Origin of the sequence: Pseudomonas sp. IzPS59, assembly GCF_014863505.1 — a bacterium.
GTDB classification, from domain to species: Bacteria; Pseudomonadota; Gammaproteobacteria; order Pseudomonadales; family Pseudomonadaceae; genus Aquipseudomonas; species Aquipseudomonas kribbensis.
Window position 1 is genome coordinate 3575319 of the sequence record NZ_CP062251.1, and the last position, 15332, is coordinate 3590650.

General features: G+C 61.3%; 14 protein-coding genes. 9 read left to right on the plus strand and 5 right to left on the minus strand.

The features are described 5' to 3' along the window. Positions 1-55 precede the first annotated feature (55 nt). Entirely contained in the window at positions 56-508 is a 453-nt protein-coding gene (gene gspH, locus IF189_RS15915) for a type II secretion system minor pseudopilin GspH (protein WP_192551879.1), read from the plus strand. Further along, complete coding sequence (locus IF189_RS15920) at positions 505-1113, plus strand: prepilin-type N-terminal cleavage/methylation domain-containing protein (protein WP_192551880.1); 609 nt, start codon at positions 505-507, stop codon at positions 1111-1113. Before gspH ends, IF189_RS15920 begins: the two co-directional genes overlap by 4 nt. Here the strand turns inward: IF189_RS15920 and IF189_RS15925 are convergent, their stop codons facing one another. Genes IF189_RS15925 through IF189_RS15935 form a run of 3 tightly spaced genes read right to left on the minus strand, consistent with a single transcriptional unit; the run spans position 1114 to position 3308 of the window. Beyond that, entirely contained in the window at positions 1114-2052 is a 939-nt protein-coding gene (locus tag IF189_RS15925) for a FecR family protein (RefSeq protein WP_114886713.1), read from the minus strand. It abuts the gene before it with no gap. 33 nt (positions 2053-2085) lie between these two features. After that, complete coding sequence (locus tag IF189_RS15930) at positions 2086-2637, minus strand: RNA polymerase sigma factor (protein WP_011334580.1); 552 nt, start codon at positions 2635-2637, stop codon at positions 2086-2088. Further along, the gene (locus IF189_RS15935; protein WP_192553588.1) at positions 2634-3308 is read right to left on the minus strand and encodes an STN domain-containing protein; all 675 of its coding nucleotides are present in this window, start codon (positions 3306-3308) and stop codon (positions 2634-2636) included. Before IF189_RS15935 ends, IF189_RS15930 begins: the two co-directional genes overlap by 4 nt. A 195-nt stretch (positions 3309-3503) precedes the next feature. Here IF189_RS15935 and IF189_RS15940 point away from each other — a divergent pair, with 195 nt between their 5' ends. Beyond that, on the plus strand, positions 3504-3818 hold the full coding sequence (locus IF189_RS15940) for a hypothetical protein (RefSeq protein ID WP_025109823.1): 315 nt from the start codon (positions 3504-3506) through the stop codon (positions 3816-3818). A gap of 133 nt (positions 3819-3951) precedes the next feature. On the opposite strand, the gene IF189_RS15945 is transcribed toward IF189_RS15940, so the two are convergent. After that, on the minus strand, positions 3952-4395 hold the full coding sequence (locus IF189_RS15945) for a carboxymuconolactone decarboxylase family protein (protein ID WP_192551881.1): 444 nt from the start codon (positions 4393-4395) through the stop codon (positions 3952-3954). 319 nt (positions 4396-4714) lie between these two features. Here IF189_RS15945 and IF189_RS15950 point away from each other — a divergent pair, with 319 nt between their 5' ends. The 4 genes from IF189_RS15950 (at position 4715) to IF189_RS15965 (ending at position 8151) form a co-directional block, all read left to right on the plus strand. Continuing rightward, positions 4715-6151 carry a PLP-dependent aminotransferase family protein gene (locus IF189_RS15950; RefSeq protein WP_192551882.1) on the plus strand — a complete coding sequence of 479 codons (1437 nt, stop codon included), beginning with the start codon at positions 4715-4717 and terminating at the stop codon, positions 6149-6151. Positions 6152-6271: 120 nt separating this feature from the next. After that, complete coding sequence (locus tag IF189_RS15955; protein ID WP_085711307.1) at positions 6272-6565, plus strand: putative quinol monooxygenase; 294 nt, start codon at positions 6272-6274, stop codon at positions 6563-6565. A 229-nt stretch (positions 6566-6794) separates the two neighbouring features. Next, positions 6795-7196, plus strand: coding sequence for a cupin domain-containing protein (locus IF189_RS15960; RefSeq protein ID WP_134826465.1), 402 nt, complete (start codon positions 6795-6797; stop codon positions 7194-7196). Positions 7197-7437: 241 nt separating this feature from the next. After that, positions 7438-8151 (plus strand): ATPase, encoded by a 714-nt coding sequence (locus tag IF189_RS15965; RefSeq protein WP_192551883.1) that lies wholly within the window; start codon positions 7438-7440, stop codon positions 8149-8151. A 170-nt stretch (positions 8152-8321) separates the two neighbouring features. On the opposite strand, the gene IF189_RS15970 is transcribed toward IF189_RS15965, so the two are convergent. Beyond that, entirely contained in the window at positions 8322-13208 is a 4887-nt protein-coding gene (locus IF189_RS15970; protein ID WP_134826463.1) for an NAD-glutamate dehydrogenase, read from the minus strand. A gap of 516 nt (positions 13209-13724) precedes the next feature. Here IF189_RS15970 and IF189_RS15975 point away from each other — a divergent pair. Further along, positions 13725-14078: a hypothetical protein gene (locus IF189_RS15975; RefSeq protein ID WP_085711311.1), complete on the plus strand. Its 354-nt coding sequence runs from the start codon at positions 13725-13727 to the stop codon at positions 14076-14078. Between the two features lie 290 nt (positions 14079-14368). Further along, positions 14369-15328 carry an AAA family ATPase gene (locus IF189_RS15980; RefSeq protein ID WP_007913915.1) on the plus strand — a complete coding sequence of 320 codons (960 nt, stop codon included), beginning with the start codon at positions 14369-14371 and terminating at the stop codon, positions 15326-15328. Positions 15329-15332 lie beyond the last annotated feature (4 nt).

A 15332-nucleotide genomic window follows, 5' to 3' on the forward strand; every position in this document is an offset into this window, starting at 1 on the left:
GGCCGTGCAGGATGGTTTTTTGGGACGGGGCTGGACGCAAGGGAGTGCGCAATCGATGAACCGGTGCAGGCAGCAGGGTTTTACGTTGATCGAGTTGATGGTGGTGCTGGTGATCATCGGCATCGCCAGTGCGGCGATCAGTCTGAGTATCAAGCCCGATCCGTTGCAGTTGCTGCGCAAGGACGCCGAGCGCGTGGCGCAGTTGCTGCAGATTGCCCAGGCTGAGGCTCGCGCCGATGGCCGGCCGATTGCGTGGTTGAGCGATGGCAAGGGGTTTCGGTTCAGTCGGCGCAGTGACAGTGGCAAGGGCTTTGATCATTTCGATCAGGACCCGCAGTTGCGGCCGCGCCCCTGGCAGAGTCCGAAGCTGGAGGTGCGGGTGGAGCCGAAGCAGAAAGTGGTGCTGAACGCGGAGTGGATCAATCCGCCGCTGCAGTTGACGCTGTCTGACGGGCTCAATCGGTTGAGTGTGCTGCGGGATGCTTCGGGCCGGATTAGCGTGCAATGAACAGACAACACGGTTTTACGCTGATCGAGGTGATGGTCGCGATTCTGTTGATGGCGGTGGTCAGTCTGATTGCCTGGAAGGGGCTGGACAGTGTTACCCGCGCCGACAAGCATTTACAGGCCAGTGGTGAGCAGAGCGACAGCCTGTTGCGGGCGTTGAATCAGATGCAGCGGGATGTGGAGATGCGTGCCGGGATCGAGCTGACGGAGCCGAAGAAGGTCGGCACCGAGGATGAACCGGCGACGGCGCCGCCTGCCGTTACGGTGCGCAGCAGTGACAGCAAGGGGATTCGGCTGGACATCATTCGTAGCGCGGCGGATCAACCGGGGGCGTTGCAGCGGGTGCGCTGGTGGCTCAAGGGGGACACGTTGTATCGCGCGGTGGCGCCGGCGCGCAGTCGATATCCGTTGCCGGCGCCGACGGCTGGGGTGGCGGTGTTGGGTGAGGTCAGTGATTTGCAGGTGCGGGTTTGGGAGGCGGACAAGGGGTGGCGGCAGTTGAGTGGGAATCGGCGGGAGGATCCGTTGGGGTTGGAGGTTCGGTTGACTCGGCAGACACCGCAAGGGCCGGAGAAGTACCGGCAGGTTATGGGACCCTTGCAGTGATTAGCTGAGGACGACTACGCCACCCGGCAACTCGGTGCATTTGACGCCGTAGGCATCGCGGATCAGCGCGCCTACGCCGGCCAGTTGATCGAGGGAGAACCGCGCCTGCACCCGGCGCTGGCCGAGTTCGCGGTTGAGCAGCAGCAACATCCCCGGACGATAGCGGTTGATCTCGTCGATCATCTGGCTGAGGCTCGTGCCGTTGAACACCAGCACCTGCTGACGCCAGTTCATCACCGCCGCCGTGTCGACGCTTTGCACGGTGCCAACCTGTTGCGCGTCATAGGTCAGTTGCTGGCCCGGTTCCAGGCGCAGGCTGCGGCCTTCGACTTCCACGTCCACCGCGCCATCGAGGCACGTCACGCACACCTGCTGATCAAGGTTGCGCAGGTTGAACCGCGCCCTGCTCGCCCGCAACCAACCGCCACCGGCCTGCATCGCCATCGGCAGCCGCGCGGTCTGCACTTCGACTTCACCGCTGACCAGTTCAAAGCCTTGCACGCCCTCATCCACCGAACGCTGGTTGATGCGGGTCTGGGTGTTCAGTTCCAGGCTCAAGCCATCGGCCGGTTCGACGCGGCGTTGCTGGCCAACTTCGGTGATGTAATCCGCTCCGAGCCCGGAGAATCCGCCCGGAATCGTGCCGCGCACCAGCAGGAACGCCGCCGACGCGGCAATCGCGCCACCAAGAAAGGCCCGGCGTCCAAACCGTCGTGGTGCCCGCAATTCTTCCGCCGCCGGTTGCAGTAGATGCCACAGCGCCTTGCACTCTTCAAATGCGCGGGCGTGTTCGGGGCTTTGGGCGCACCACTGGCGCAGCGCTCGGGCGTCGGCGACCGTGGCGCGGCCGGAGGTCAGCAGGATCAGCCAGTCGCGGGCTTCGCTTTGCAGACGCTCGGCAGGCGTGGGCTCGGCAGGTGTCAGACGGAAGATGTTCAAACGCACAGGTACTCGACGGGTTGATCGGGAGCTTCATTCACTAGACGGTTTTCCGGCCCCGCGACCGAACCGCTGAAACACTTTTCTTTCCAGTTTGGCCGCGCAGTGTCCGAGGGCAGCCTTGATTTCCTTCTCGACCATGCGCGTGGAGATGCCGAATCGCTGGGAGATTTCCAGGTGCGGCGCTTCTTCCAGCCGTGCGGCGATGAAGATTCGGCGGCGCCGGGCCGGCAGTTCGTAGAGGGCGCTGAGCAGGGACTGGATTTCCTTTTGGCCGCCGACCACGCGCATCGGGTCCAGCGCTTCGTCGCTGACTTGCAGCAGTTCTTCGACTTCGCTGCCGGTGAGCAGCCGCGCATCGGCCTGGCGGCGGTCGGCGGCGATGTTCAGGGCCATGCGATAGAGGTAGGCGTTGGGCCGCAGCAGGTTCGGCGGCGCTTCCATGCGGTCGACCCGCAGGTAGGTTTCGTGCAGCACGTCGTTGGCCAGGTCCTCCGAGCCGAGACGGCGTCGCAGGCGCACCCGAAAGTCCTCGTAGGACGTCAGGAACAGCTGGACCATCGAACTTTGTCCGGCGTCTTTCATCCCCCGGAAACTCCTTCCCATTGTGTGCATTCCATGCGCTTTCCTGACGATTCGGGTAACAACAGCAACGTGACTGGCTGGCGCAATGCGCCGGGTGTGGGCCGGTCGATCTTGAGCGTGTGAAAACTGTCTACCAGCGCTGCATCGCGCCGAACATCGCCGGTGGTGGTGACCAACCGGTTGTGCTGCACCACGCCGTCGCGACCGATCCACAGTTGCAACACCGCGCGAAAACTGCCGGGCCGGGTCAACGGCGAGCGGCACAGGTTGCGTTCGATGGCCGCCTGCACCGCCGTGGCGTAACTGCGGTTGACCGCGACGCTGGCGGGGATCGGTTTCTCCGCCGGCAACGGCACATCCTCGACTTGCGCCACCTGCAAGGTGAACGCGTCGTCGCGGCTGTACTTGGCCATCAACCCGCTGCCGCCGAGCATCCGCCGCAGCGCTTCGGCGGCGGTGAATTCGCCATCCACCGCCAACGAACGCCGACCGCGACTCAACTGGCTGTCGACCAACACCGCCATGCCGGTGGCGCGGCTGAACTGATCGAGGGCGCGGGCCAGTTCCTGAGCCGGGATGTGCAAGGTCAAGCGCATCGTCGCCGGCACCGGATCGGCGCTGGCGCGGCTCAAAAACAAGCCAAGCAGCAGCCCCAGACAGAGCTGGTGCATGAACGCTGAGCGCGCAAATTCGTCCTTGGCACGGCCTCGCTGCACGGCTGATGTACCCCTGAAAACCGTCATCCTGAGGGCTGTTTATGAATCTGGTGTGACGGCCACTGCAAAAAAACCATCACGGGATCGGCGCGCCCGTTGCACTAGACTCTTGAGTTAGAGCGGTCCCTTCGGGCCGGCCAGGAGGCACACATGAAATCACTGTGGACATTGGCGCTGAGCGGGCTGTTGTTGACGCTGTCGGGCGGCGTGCATGCCGAGCAGGCAGTGGGTTGCGTCGAAGTGACCGTGGGCGGTTACAAGGCGCCGAATTACGACTGCCTGAGCCAGCAGATGGGCAACAACCCCGACGGCGCGGCGGCTGCGCAGAAGAATCAGGAAGCGATGAATGTGCCGGTCAACAAGCGCCCGCCGAATCAGGTGGGACTGGCGACGCCGGCGGCTACCAGTACGCGGATGGGCAATACGTTTGGCACGTCGGTGAAACCGCAGCGGCCACCGAACTGACTGATCGACTGTGGGAACTAGGCTCCTCCGGGCGGCGATCCGACGATAGCGTCCTGTCAGTCAACATTGATCGCACAGACAAACCGCCATCGCTAGCAAGCTAGCTCCCACAGGGTTTTGTGTTTGGCATTGATCAATGGTCTGCAGGGACTTGCCGAAAACTCACCGCCAGGCGATTCCAGCTGCTGATGGTGCTGACGGCCATGGTCAGGTCCACCAGTTCGCCTTCGTTGAACTGTGTTCGCGCTTGCTCATAAACGTCGTCCGGCACATGACTTTCCGCCAGCAGCGTCACCGCGTCGGTCCAGGCCAGTGCGGCCCGCTCGCGCAGGTTGAAGAAGCCGCTGTCGCGCCAGACCGCGATGGCGTACAGCCGCCGGTCCGTCTCCCCTGCCCGCCGCGCTTCCACCGAATGCATGTCGGTGCAGAACGCGCAGCCGTTGAGTTGCGAGGCGCGGATCTTGATCAGGTGCAGCAATGGCGCCTCGATGCTCAGGCTGCTGGTCAGCGCTTCCAGGGCAATCATTGCTTTCATGGCTTTGGGTGAAGCGCTGTAGTAATCCAGACGCGGGGACATGGGCGGGTCTCGGGCAGCAGAAGAGTGATTTCACGGTAAGCGCTGACAGGCCAGCGTTACAGCCCCAATTGCACGGAAAACCGGCAGACCACTGATCCCAGTCAAACACAGTACTTGTGGGAGCTGGCTTGCCAGCGATGGCGGTACATCTGCTGGCATCTATGTTGAATGTGATGCCCCCATCGCTGGCAAGCCAGCTCCCACAGGGTTCTGCGCCAATTTTGGGTATTTGCACTACGCAACTTCTGCCCCGCGTGCATTCGGGAGTAATCTGGCGGGCGCATAACCCATTGCATTTGCCCCCAGGAGCCCCGTCGGTATGGAACTTCATGTCGTGATCAACGGCCGCAAGGATCTGGCCGGTCAGTTGTATCAGCAGCTGCGCGGCGCCATTGAATCCGGGCGTCTGGCCGCCGGCACGCAACTCCCGCCGAGCCGCTTGCTCGCCGAGCAACTGGGGATTTCGCGCAAGACCATTTCCGACACCTACGCGCAGCTGACTTACGAAAACTTCCTCACCGGCGTCATCGGCAAAGGCACCTACGTCAACGCCCGCTCGACACCGGTGCAGCGCAAGCAAAGCCATTCCGAGCTGGCCAGTTCCGAGGTGATCGAGAGCTGGTGCAACCTGCCGGTGTTCCTGCGCCACCCGACGCTGGAAGGTTCGCTGCGCTACGACTTCATCGGCGGCGCCACCAGCAAGGGCCAATTCCCCCACGATGACTGGCGCCGCTGTGTGTCTCATGCGATGCGGCAAATGGCGGGTTCCAAGGGTTTCTACAGCGTGGCGGAAGGCTTGCCGGCGCTGCGCAATGCGATTGCCCGGCACATCGCGTTTTCCCGTGGGGTGAACTGTCAGGACGAGGACATCGTGGTGTGCAACGGCGCGCAACAGGCACTGGACCTGATCGCCCGGGTGCTGCTGCGCCCCGGCAGTCTGGTGGCGATGGAAGATCCGGGTTATCCGCCGGCGCGGCTGCTGTTCGGCACCCATGGCGCCACCGTGGTCGGGGTGCCGGTGGATGCGGAAGGGATTCAGGTGCAGCACATTCCCAACGGCACGCGGTTGATCTATGTGACGCCGTCGCACCAGTTCCCGCTGGGCATGCCGATGAGCCACGCCCGACGCGAGGCCTTGCTGGCCCGGGCCTACGAGCTGGGCGCGATCATCATCGAGGACGACTATGACAGCGAATTCCGCTACGAGGGCCGGCCGACCGATTCACTGCACAACCTCGATCAGCGCGGCATCGTCGCCTACGTCGGCACCTTCTCGAAAACCCTGCTGCCAGAGCTGAGATTGGGCTACGCGATCCTGCCGCCAGCGATCCTCGAAGCGGTGATCCGCGCCAAGCAGCTCACCGACCTGCACGCCTCTACCCTGCCGCAATGGGCGCTGGCCAAGTTCATCGCCGAGGGCTGCCTGCTCAAGCACATTCGCCGCTGCCACACCATTTACGCCCAGCGCCGCGAGCGAATCCTGGCGCGTATGGCCACTGACCTGTCGCCATGGCTGGAGGCCGTGCCGGCCAGCGCAGGCTTTCATATGGCGGTGTTCTGCCGGGTGCCGATCGACTTGCCGCTGGTGATCGAACTGGCGAAAAAAGTCGAAGTCGGGCTGTACGCCATCGACGGCTTCTATTACCAGCAGCCGGCCCGAAGCGGGATGTACTTCGGTTTTGGTGCCATCGAGACGCTGGATATCGATATCGCGCTGGACCGCCTGCGCGACATTCTGCAACAGGTCGCCGGGTAGATTGGTCTAACGGATTACCCGCCGATTGGTTATTGGTGATCCGGGGGTGCAGGCCTATTCTGCACAGGCGTTATCCCTCAATGAGCAGGATTCGTCCGGCCTGATTCAGGAGTGTGAGCAATGTCCAACGAAGTGATCAACACCGTACAGGTGCAGGCTGCGGCCGGCCGCTCCGAGGAGCTGGGCAGGCAGTTGCAGAAGATCGTCGAAACCCTTCGCGAAACGCCGGGCTGCGATTCCTATCTGGTCGACCGTTGCCCTGACGACAGCCATCGCTGGACGGTCAGTGCCCGTTGGCAATCGGAAGCGGCGATGCAGGCGCACTTCAACCGGCCTGAGGCTCAGGGGTTTATTGATTTGATCGATAGTCGGCTGGCCAATAGCGTGGATTTCAACTCATTTCCTATCGTTTGACTTACTGACGCCATCGCTGGCAAGCCAGCTCCCACAAGGTTTCGTATCGTTCACAAATCATTTGAACGACACAAAAACCTGTGGGAGCTGGCTTGCCAGCGATGGCGTATCTGAATGCGCTGAAATCCCCCGTATTGGTCACCCGATCTTCCCGAATATTGGCCGTTTGAATGCATCACGTCGCGGACTACTGTGAAGGCCGACTCCCCCACTTCACAGGTGACCCGCCATGAAACTCCTGCACATTTTCGCCGCCGCTCTCGCCCTGTCTGTTTCTGCCGCCGCCATGGCCCACGATGCCTCCGAGAAGGTCTCGGTCCTGCAAGACCAGATGCTGAAAAACGTCCCCGGCAAGAAAGCCATGATGATCGAAGTCGACTACAAACCCGGCCAGTCCTCCATCGCCCACAAACACGACGGCACGGCCATGGCGTATGTGCTCGAAGGCGAAGTGACTTCCCAGGTCAAGGGCGAACAAGCGATCACCTACAAGAAGGGCCAGTTCTGGTACGAACCCGCCGGCTCCGAACATCTGGTGTCGAAAAACGCCAGCAAAACCAAGCCAGCAAAGTTGCTGGTGTTCATGGTGCTGTCGCCGGACGAGCAAGTGTTGATCCCATTGAAAAACTGATGGTTGTTTAACCAGCCATAAATAAAAGGCGCAAATTGTTGATTTGCGCCTTTTTTATTTCTCGCGGCAATTAGTCAAAAACGCTTACAGCCAATAAAACTATTGCATGACAGTCATTCAGCAAATTGTCAGGTTGTTTTCAGTTTGGCGGGAGTAGTCTGAGGCAACTGTCGCCGATTCTATTTAATGAACCCCGACATTCCTGACTTTCCGACTGAAGTTGCTTCACGGGAGACTCACCATGAAACTTGCCTTTGCCAGTACCTTGGCGATATCGGTTTTAGCGTTGTCCGCCTGTTCAGTTCCTACCGCCCCCAAAGCGGTTTCCTCCCTCGACACACTGTTCACTCAACCCGTCGGGCGCAGCAGCGCCGCCCAGGTGAAAAGCGGCCCCGGTGTCTCGCTGGGCGTCGTCTACAGCCCGAGCACCCAGACCAATCGTGAATACCTGCGCGAGTATCAGGCCAGCGCCGGCACCGGTTTCGGCCAGAGTTTGCTGGTGCAGCCGATCCATGACGCCTACGTCGCCACTTCGAAACCGGACATGGCCGTGGACTGGGTGAAAGCCTCGCTGCAACGCCAGTTCGGCTCGGTGACGGTATACCCGGACATGCAGAGCCTACGTGCGGCCAATCCGGATGTGGTGGCGATCGTCGATACTCACAGCCAGTTGATTACCTCGCGCAGTTCCGACATCAAGGCTGATGTGAGTGCGGACTTTTATGACGGGAAGTTGAACTACATCGGGACGGCCAAGGGGTCTGAGGCGAAAGAGTTGACGCCGGTCTGGGCGGACTTCAAGCGCTCAGAGGAGATTGTTGCGGATATTAATCAGCAACAGGAAGTTCAGGTTCGGGCGTTGCAGAAGTTTGACCAGTCGCTCAGTAATTTACTGACCAGGCCGGCAGATAAAGTGTCGATGCTTGATAACAAACAAGCACACAACTTGCAGTGACAAATAGGGCCTCATCGCTGGCAAGCCAGCTCCCACAGGTATCGGGTGCACTAGAATATTTGTGGGAGCTGGCTTGCCAGCGATGAGGCCAGATAAAACAACACAAATCCATCAGCCATAAAAAAGCCCCCGCATCTCACAATGCGGGGGCTTTTTCATTCAGCAGCTACTCAAGCAAGCTCAAGCTCCGCAGTCGCCGCAGCAGGCACGACCGCCTGACCGCTCAGCGCCACGTCGTTCAGCTCACGGTTGGCCACCGCGTACATGGCGTAGTCGGTGCCGCTGGCGGCACGGATTTCCACCAGCATGGCGCGCCAGCGCTGGATCATCGCGTCGTGTTGCGCCATCCACAGCCCCAGACGCTCTTCCACGTCCAGGTTGCCGCCGCCCGCTTGCAGAACGGCGATGGTGATCGCGCGTTGCTGCCAGTCGACGTCGTCGCGGAACGCTTCACGGGCCAGGGCCTGCCAGTTGTTTTCAACCGGCAAGGCGCTGATCTGCGAAATGTACCAGGTGATGTCCAGCGCGCTGCCCACGGCGAAGTACGCCTTGGCCACTTCGGCTGGGTCCTGACCGGTCACGTCGGCCGCTTCGATGATCGGCAGCAGCGTGTAGAGGTGGGTAGTCCCCGCCACCATACGCGCCAACAGTTCCGGTACACCGGCTGCGACGTAAGCCTGATAACGCGCCTGCCAGTTTTCGCGGATTTCGCCGCTCAGCAGCTCGTCCAGTTTCAGGCCCAGCTCCTTCAGGTGCGGACCGAAATGCGCGACGTCACGGGCAGCGTTCTGCTCGTTGCGACGGGCACGCAGGAACCAGCGCGTGGCGCGACGGCCCAGACGCATCAGCTCGTCCATCAGCTCCAGTTGCACGTCAGCGGAGACCTGGTAGTCCAGGGCTTCAATCTGACGGAACCAGTGCGGGAGGTGGAAGATGTCACGCACGATCACGTAGGCGCCGGCAACGTTCGCCGGAGTCATGCCGGTGGACTCTTTGAGTCGCTGAACGAAGGTGATGCCCATGTGGTTGACCAGATCGTTGGCGATCTGGGTGCTGACGATCTCGCGCTTCAGACGGTGACGACGCATGGCATCGGCGAACTTGCTGACCAGGCTCGGCGGGAACGCGGTTTCCATGTCGCGGGTCAGGTAGTCGTCGTCCGGCACCCGCGAGTCCAGCAGCTGCTGCTTGAGGTCGATCTTGCTGTACGAGATCAGTACCGACAGTTCCGGACGCGTCAGGCCTTTGCCGGTCGCGGCGCGCTCGGTGAGCTGCTCCTCGGTCGGCAGGTACTCGATGGCGCGGTCCAGCTTGCCACGGCCTTCCAGGTCGCTCATCAGGCGTTTGTACTCGGCTGCACGCTCGTAGGCACGGCGGGCAGCCAGGGACAGAGCCTGGGTCTGCTTGTAGTTGTTGCCCAGCACCAGACCACCGACTTCGTCGGTCATGCTCGCCAGCAACTGATCGCGTTGCTTGCCCGTCATGTCGCCGGCCTGAACCACTTCGTTCAGCAGGATCTTGATGTTCACTTCGTGGTCGGAGCAGTCCACGCCACCGGCGTTGTCGATGAAGTCGGTGTTGGAACCGCCGCCATTGAGACCGAATTCCACACGACCCAGTTGGGTCATGCCGAGGTTACCGCCCTCGCCCACCACTTTGCAGCGCAGTTCGTTGCCGTTTACGCGCAGCGCATCGTTGGCCTTGTCGCCGACATCGGCGTGGCTTTCGCTGCTGGCCTTGACGTAAGTACCGATACCGCCGTTCCACAGCAGATCCACCGGCGCCTTGAGCAAGGCGTTCAGCAGTTCGGTCGGGGTCAGCTTGTCGGCCTGGATGTCGAAGCGCTCTTTCATCTGTGGCGAGATGGCAATGCTCTTCGCGCTGCGCGAGAAGATACCGCCGCCTTCGGACATGATGCTGGTGTCGTAGTCGGACCAAGCCGAACGCGGCAGGTCGAACATGCGCTGACGCTCGACGAAGCTGGTGGCCGGGTTCGGGTTCGGGTCGATGAAGATGTGCATGTGGTTGAACGCGGCAACCAGTTGCAGCTTGTCAGACATCAACAGGCCGTTACCGAACACGTCGCCGGCCATGTCGCCGATGCCGACCACGGTCACGCTGTCTTCCTGGACATTGATGCCGCGCTCGCGGAAGTGGCGCTGTACGCCAACCCACGCGCCTTTGGCGGTGATGCCCATCTTCTTGTGGTCGTAACCGGCCGAACCACCGGACGCAAACGCGTCACCCAGCCAGAAGCCGTAGTCGATGGCGATGCCGTTGGCGATGTCGGAGAAGGTTGCAGTGCCCTTGTCCGCTGCGACCACCAGGTACGGGTCATCGTCGTCATGACGCACGACGTTGACCGGCGGAACCAGTTTGCCGTCCTTCAGGTTGTCGGTGATGTCCAGCAGACCCGAGATGAAGATGCGGTAGCAGGCGATGCCCTCGGCCGCGATCTCGTCACGGCTGCCACCCAGTGGCAGGCGACGCGGCAGGAAGCCGCCCTTCGCACCCACCGGCACGATGACCGAGTTCTTCACTTGCTGGGCTTTTACCAGGCCCAGGACTTCAGTACGGAAGTCTTCTTCACGGTCGGACCAGCGCAGACCACCACGCGCAACGTTGCCGAAGCGCAGGTGCACGCCTTCGACGCGAGGCGAGTAAACGAAGATTTCGAACTTCGGAACCGGCTTCGGCAGCTCAGGGATCAAGTGCGGGTTGAACTTGAAGCTGAAGTACGACTTGTTCTGGCCGTTGGCGTCGGTCTGGTAGAAGTTGGTACGCAGGGTCGCTTTGATCAGGTCCAGGTAACGACGCAGGATGCGGTCTTCGTTGAGAACTTGAACGTCGTCCAGCGCGGTCAGGATCGCTTGTTCCAGACGCAGTTGCTTGTCGTCCAGATCATCGCTGCCCAGTTTGCGCGCCAGGTAGAAGCGGGTCTTGAACAACCGGGTCAGTTCACGAGCGATGTCGGTGTGGTTGTTCAGGGTGCTGGCGATGTAGCCGAGGTCGAAGCCCAGACGGATCTGCTTCAGGTAGCGAGCGTAGGCACGCAGCAGCGCGACGTCGCGCCATGGCAGGCCGGCGGTCAGTACCAGGCGGTTGAACGCATCGTTTTCGGCGTCGCCGCGCACGATGTGGACGAACGCGTCCTGCAGGGTGTCATTGAGCTGCTGGATGTCCAGGTCCATGCCTTCGGCGGCAGTGAACGCGAAGTCGTGGATCCAGAACTCGCGACCGTTGTTGTGACGCAGGCGATACGGGAACTCGCCCAGCACGCGCAGGCCGAGGTTTTCCAGGATCGGCAGCACGTCGGACAGCGCCAGCGGGGTATCGGCGTGATACAGCTTGCAGTGCAGCTCGCGCGGGCCGGAAGCCAGCGGCTGGTAGAAGCTCATGGCCAGCGGCTTCTTCTCGCTCAGGTTGAGCAGGTGCTGCATGTCGACCACGGCCGAGTGCGCAGCGAAACGCTCGCGGTAACCGGCCGGGAAGCCTTTAGGGAAGTCGGCCAGCACGTTGGTGCCGTTGGCTTCGCCGAAGGTTTCGACGGTCAGTGCGGCGTAATCGTCCTGCCAGCTGCGGCAGGCCTGGATCACTTCGTTTTCCAGTTGCAGCGGGTCGATGTCGATGCGGTTTTTCGGGTCGACGCGCAGGATCAGCTGCACGCGGGCCAGCACGGACTCGGAGAAGAAGGTCCAGAATTCGCAGTCGGTCGCCTTCAGGCGCTCCATCAGCACTTGCTGGATTTTCTGGCGAACTTCGGTGGAGTAGATGTCGCGCGGCACGTAGGCCAGGCAGTAGCAGAAACGACCGTACGGGTCTTTGCGCAGGAACACGCGGATCTTGTTGCGTTCCTGGATCTGCACGATCGACATCACGGTGCTGAACAGTTCGTCGACCGGGGTCTGGAACAGGTCGTCACGCGGCAGCACTTCCAGAACCTGGGCCAGTTCCTTGCCCAGGTGAGCCTTGGCCTGGAAGCCGGAGCGACGCTCGATCTCTTCGACCTTGCGGCGGATGAACGGGATGACACGTACGCTTTCGCCATACACCGACGAGGTGTACAGGCCCATGAAGCGGTGTTCCTTGATGACCTTGCCGTCGGCGTCGATTTCACGGATCGACACGTAATCCGGGTAGGCCGGACGGTGGACGCGGCTCGGGTGCGCAGCCTTGGCGAACGACAGCAGCGTCGGTTCGCGCAGGTAGTTCACGGCGTAGTCTTCGATGTGGCGGTCTTCGTTGGTCAGACCGGTGCGCAGCATCTTGGTCAGGCCGAGGAACGAATTCTGGTCGTATTCGATGTGGCCGCCATCGGCCTGATCGACCACGGTGAATTCTTCGTAGCCGAGGAAGGTGAAGTGGTTGCCCACCAGCCATTCCAGGAAGCTCTTGATTTCGTTCTTCTCGCCGGCATCGACGGCGAATGCGCTGTTGTCGAGCTTGGTGAGGATTTCCTGCACCTTGGCCTTCATCGGCTCGAAATCGGCGACCGCGACGCGGACTTCACCCAGAACCTGTTCCAGTTCCTTGCTCAGCACATTCAGCTCGGCCGCGTTGGCGCAGCGGTCGATTTCCAGGTACATCAGCGACTCGTGCAGGATGCCTTCGCCGGTGGTGCCCTTCGGCAGGATTTCCAGCAGTTCGCCCTTGCTGCCACGACGCACGCTGAGCACGGTGGTCTGCAGGGTGTGGATGCTGTAGCCGCGGCGGTTCAGCTCGGTGCGCACCGAGTCAACCAGAAATGGCAGGTCGTGGTGCAGCACTTCGACCGCGGTGTGGGTCGATTGCCAGCCGTGACGTTCGTAATCGGGGTTGTAGACGCGCACTTGCGGTTGCGCGTGATCGAAGCGCTCAAGCAGGCGCCACGCAGAAAGAGTACAGCCAGCGAGGTCGGAGAGGCGACGTTGGGTCAGCTCGTCCAGGGAAATGATGCCGAAGAATTGTTCAGCGAACAGCGCCACTTGTGGCAGTGCCTGTTCACTGATGTGCTGCGCCAGTGCCGCTTGCAGTTGGTGCTGGAAGTCGGCTTTGCTGGCTGCGGTGAAGAACGCCATCTGTGGTACTCCGCTTGGGCTTGTTATTGATGGAAAGCGTCGCGTACAAAACCCCTTTCGGGGCGTTCCGTCGCCCTGTTCCTGAATCTCGGGCAGAGGAAACAGGGTGACAGGTGGGTGAAGCTGGACGAGACACTCAGGTCACATTCACCTTCCATGAATGGGCATCTGCAAAAACGACTGCCGGGCGCCGCTCGCGGGGCCATGGCAATGCCTTTACGGGTGCTCATCCGTTGCGCAGCTTAATGGGTGCGACAATGTGTCTGCTTGCGGTGCTGCGACATATTCGGTCATTGGCACGTAAACCCGGGCAGGCGCATCGGTAAACACTAGCATTCATGGGACGGAACGCCGGTCTGAATCCCCGGTTTTACGGTACAGGCGTGCCAGAAATGACCATTGACCTGTGTCGCGTTCACGACACATCCTCTGACACTCTCACATGCAGAAATTCCCGGGGGCTGGCAGAATCGCGCCCAATTGCGACCAACAAGCCCGTCGAGGCAGGAATTCCCCATGCAAATGACCACCGCCCTTTTGATCGTCAACCCGTGCGACGACGAAGAAGACAACATGGCCATGCTCTGCTGCCACAGCGACAAGGGCGAAATGTTTCTGATGAGCCGCTATCCGGACGAGGACGAGCTGGAGATCACCCTGGATGGCGAACCGTCCACTCTCGACGGCGTGAAGGTCACCCTGACCAAGACCCTGTTGAAGATCGAAATCGCGGCGGCGGATGCCGATGCGCTGAATGGCGATGATGTACTGGAAATCACCTACAACCCGGACATGGTGGATCTGGCCGAGGTCGAGGAAACCCTGAAGAACATTCTTGATGGTACTGGCACCTTTATCAGCCAGATTTGAGGGTGTCTTTACTGACCTCATCGCTGGCAAGCCAGCTCCCACAGTGACCGGTGTGTCGCACAAATCGCATCTGCACCGCTGATACCTGTGGGAGCTGGCTTGCCAGCGATAGGGCCGGAACTGCTGCCCCACCTTTCCCTGTCTACAAATTTCCAACAATTGCCCCGGTCATTTCCCGCACTTTGCGCAAAATGCCGTTAGTCGCCACCCCCTGCGATGGATTAAAGTAACGCCCCCAGCCCCGGCGTTATCCGAACGCCTGTGGCCACCCTTTCCAGGAACAGTCATCGATGGAACATCGTGAAGCGCTGCTGGCGCTGCGAACCTTTCTTTCAACGCAGATTCTCGGCCAGGAAAAACTCATCGAGCGCTTGCTCATCGCCCTGCTCGCCGACGGCCACATGCTGGTCGAGGGCGCTCCGGGTCTGGCCAAGACCAAAGCGATCAAAGAGCTCGCCGAGGGCATCGAAGCCCAGTTCCATCGCATCCAGTTCACCCCGGACCTGCTGCCGGCCGACATCACCGGCACCGAGATCTATCGCCCGGAAACCGGCAGCTTCGTGTTCCAGCAAGGCCCGATCTTCCACAACCTGGTGCTGGCGGACGAAATCAACCGTGCGCCTGCAAAGGTTCAGTCGGCCTTGCTTGAGGCCATGGCCGAGCGCCAGGTCAGTGTCGGGCGCAGCACCTATGAGCTGTCGCCACTGTTTCTGGTGATGGCCACGCAGAACCCGATCGAGCAGGAAGGCACCTATCCGCTGCCTGAAGCGCAGCTCGACCGCTTCCTGATGCACGTGAAAATCGGTTTCCCGGACGCCGCCGTCGAACGGCGGATCCTGCAACAGGCCCGGGGCGAAGCCCTGAATGGCGAGACCAAGCCCGAGCGCCGGGTCAGCCAGCAGGCGATCTTCGCCGCGCGCAAGGAAATCCTCGGTCTGTACATGGCGGACGCCGTGGAGGAATACCTCGTGCAACTGGTCATGGCCACGCGCAACCCGGCCAAGTTCGATCCGGAAATGGCCGAGTGGATTGCCTACGGCGCCAGCCCCCGTGGCTCCATCGCTCTCGACCGCTGTGCCCGCGCCCACGCCTGGCTGGCCGGTCGCGACTTCGTCAGCCCGGAAGACATCCAGGCTGTGCTGTTCGATGTATTGCGTCACCGCATCATTCTGTCGTTCGAGGCCGAGGCCGCCGGCATCGACCAGGATCGGGTGGTGCAACGGATTCTCGACGTCGTAGCCGTCGCTTGACCCC

Excerpts from the sequence above, each read along its gene's own strand:
- gspH (WP_192551879.1), top strand. The coding sequence starts at position 56 with ATGAACCGGTGCAGGCAGCAGGGTTTTACGTTGATCGAGTTGATGGTG.
- IF189_RS15920 (WP_192551880.1), top strand. The coding sequence starts at position 505 with ATGAACAGACAACACGGTTTTACGCTGATCGAGGTGATGGTCGCGATT.
- IF189_RS15930 (WP_011334580.1), bottom strand. The coding sequence starts at position 2,637 with ATGAAAGACGCCGGACAAAGTTCGATGGTCCAGCTGTTCCTGACGTCC.
- IF189_RS15935 (WP_192553588.1), bottom strand. The coding sequence starts at position 3,308 with ATGCACCAGCTCTGTCTGGGGCTGCTGCTTGGCTTGTTTTTGAGCCGC.
- IF189_RS15940 (WP_025109823.1), top strand. The coding sequence starts at position 3,504 with ATGAAATCACTGTGGACATTGGCGCTGAGCGGGCTGTTGTTGACGCTG.
- IF189_RS15945 (WP_192551881.1), bottom strand. The coding sequence starts at position 4,395 with ATGTCCCCGCGTCTGGATTACTACAGCGCTTCACCCAAAGCCATGAAA.
- IF189_RS15950 (WP_192551882.1), top strand. The coding sequence starts at position 4,715 with ATGGAACTTCATGTCGTGATCAACGGCCGCAAGGATCTGGCCGGTCAG.
- IF189_RS15955 (WP_085711307.1), top strand. The coding sequence starts at position 6,272 with ATGTCCAACGAAGTGATCAACACCGTACAGGTGCAGGCTGCGGCCGGC.
- IF189_RS15960 (WP_134826465.1), top strand. The coding sequence starts at position 6,795 with ATGAAACTCCTGCACATTTTCGCCGCCGCTCTCGCCCTGTCTGTTTCT.
- IF189_RS15965 (WP_192551883.1), top strand. The coding sequence starts at position 7,438 with ATGAAACTTGCCTTTGCCAGTACCTTGGCGATATCGGTTTTAGCGTTG.
- IF189_RS15970 (WP_134826463.1), bottom strand. The coding sequence starts at position 13,208 with ATGGCGTTCTTCACCGCAGCCAGCAAAGCCGACTTCCAGCACCAACTG.
- IF189_RS15975 (WP_085711311.1), top strand. The coding sequence starts at position 13,725 with ATGCAAATGACCACCGCCCTTTTGATCGTCAACCCGTGCGACGACGAA.
- IF189_RS15980 (WP_007913915.1), top strand. The coding sequence starts at position 14,369 with ATGGAACATCGTGAAGCGCTGCTGGCGCTGCGAACCTTTCTTTCAACG.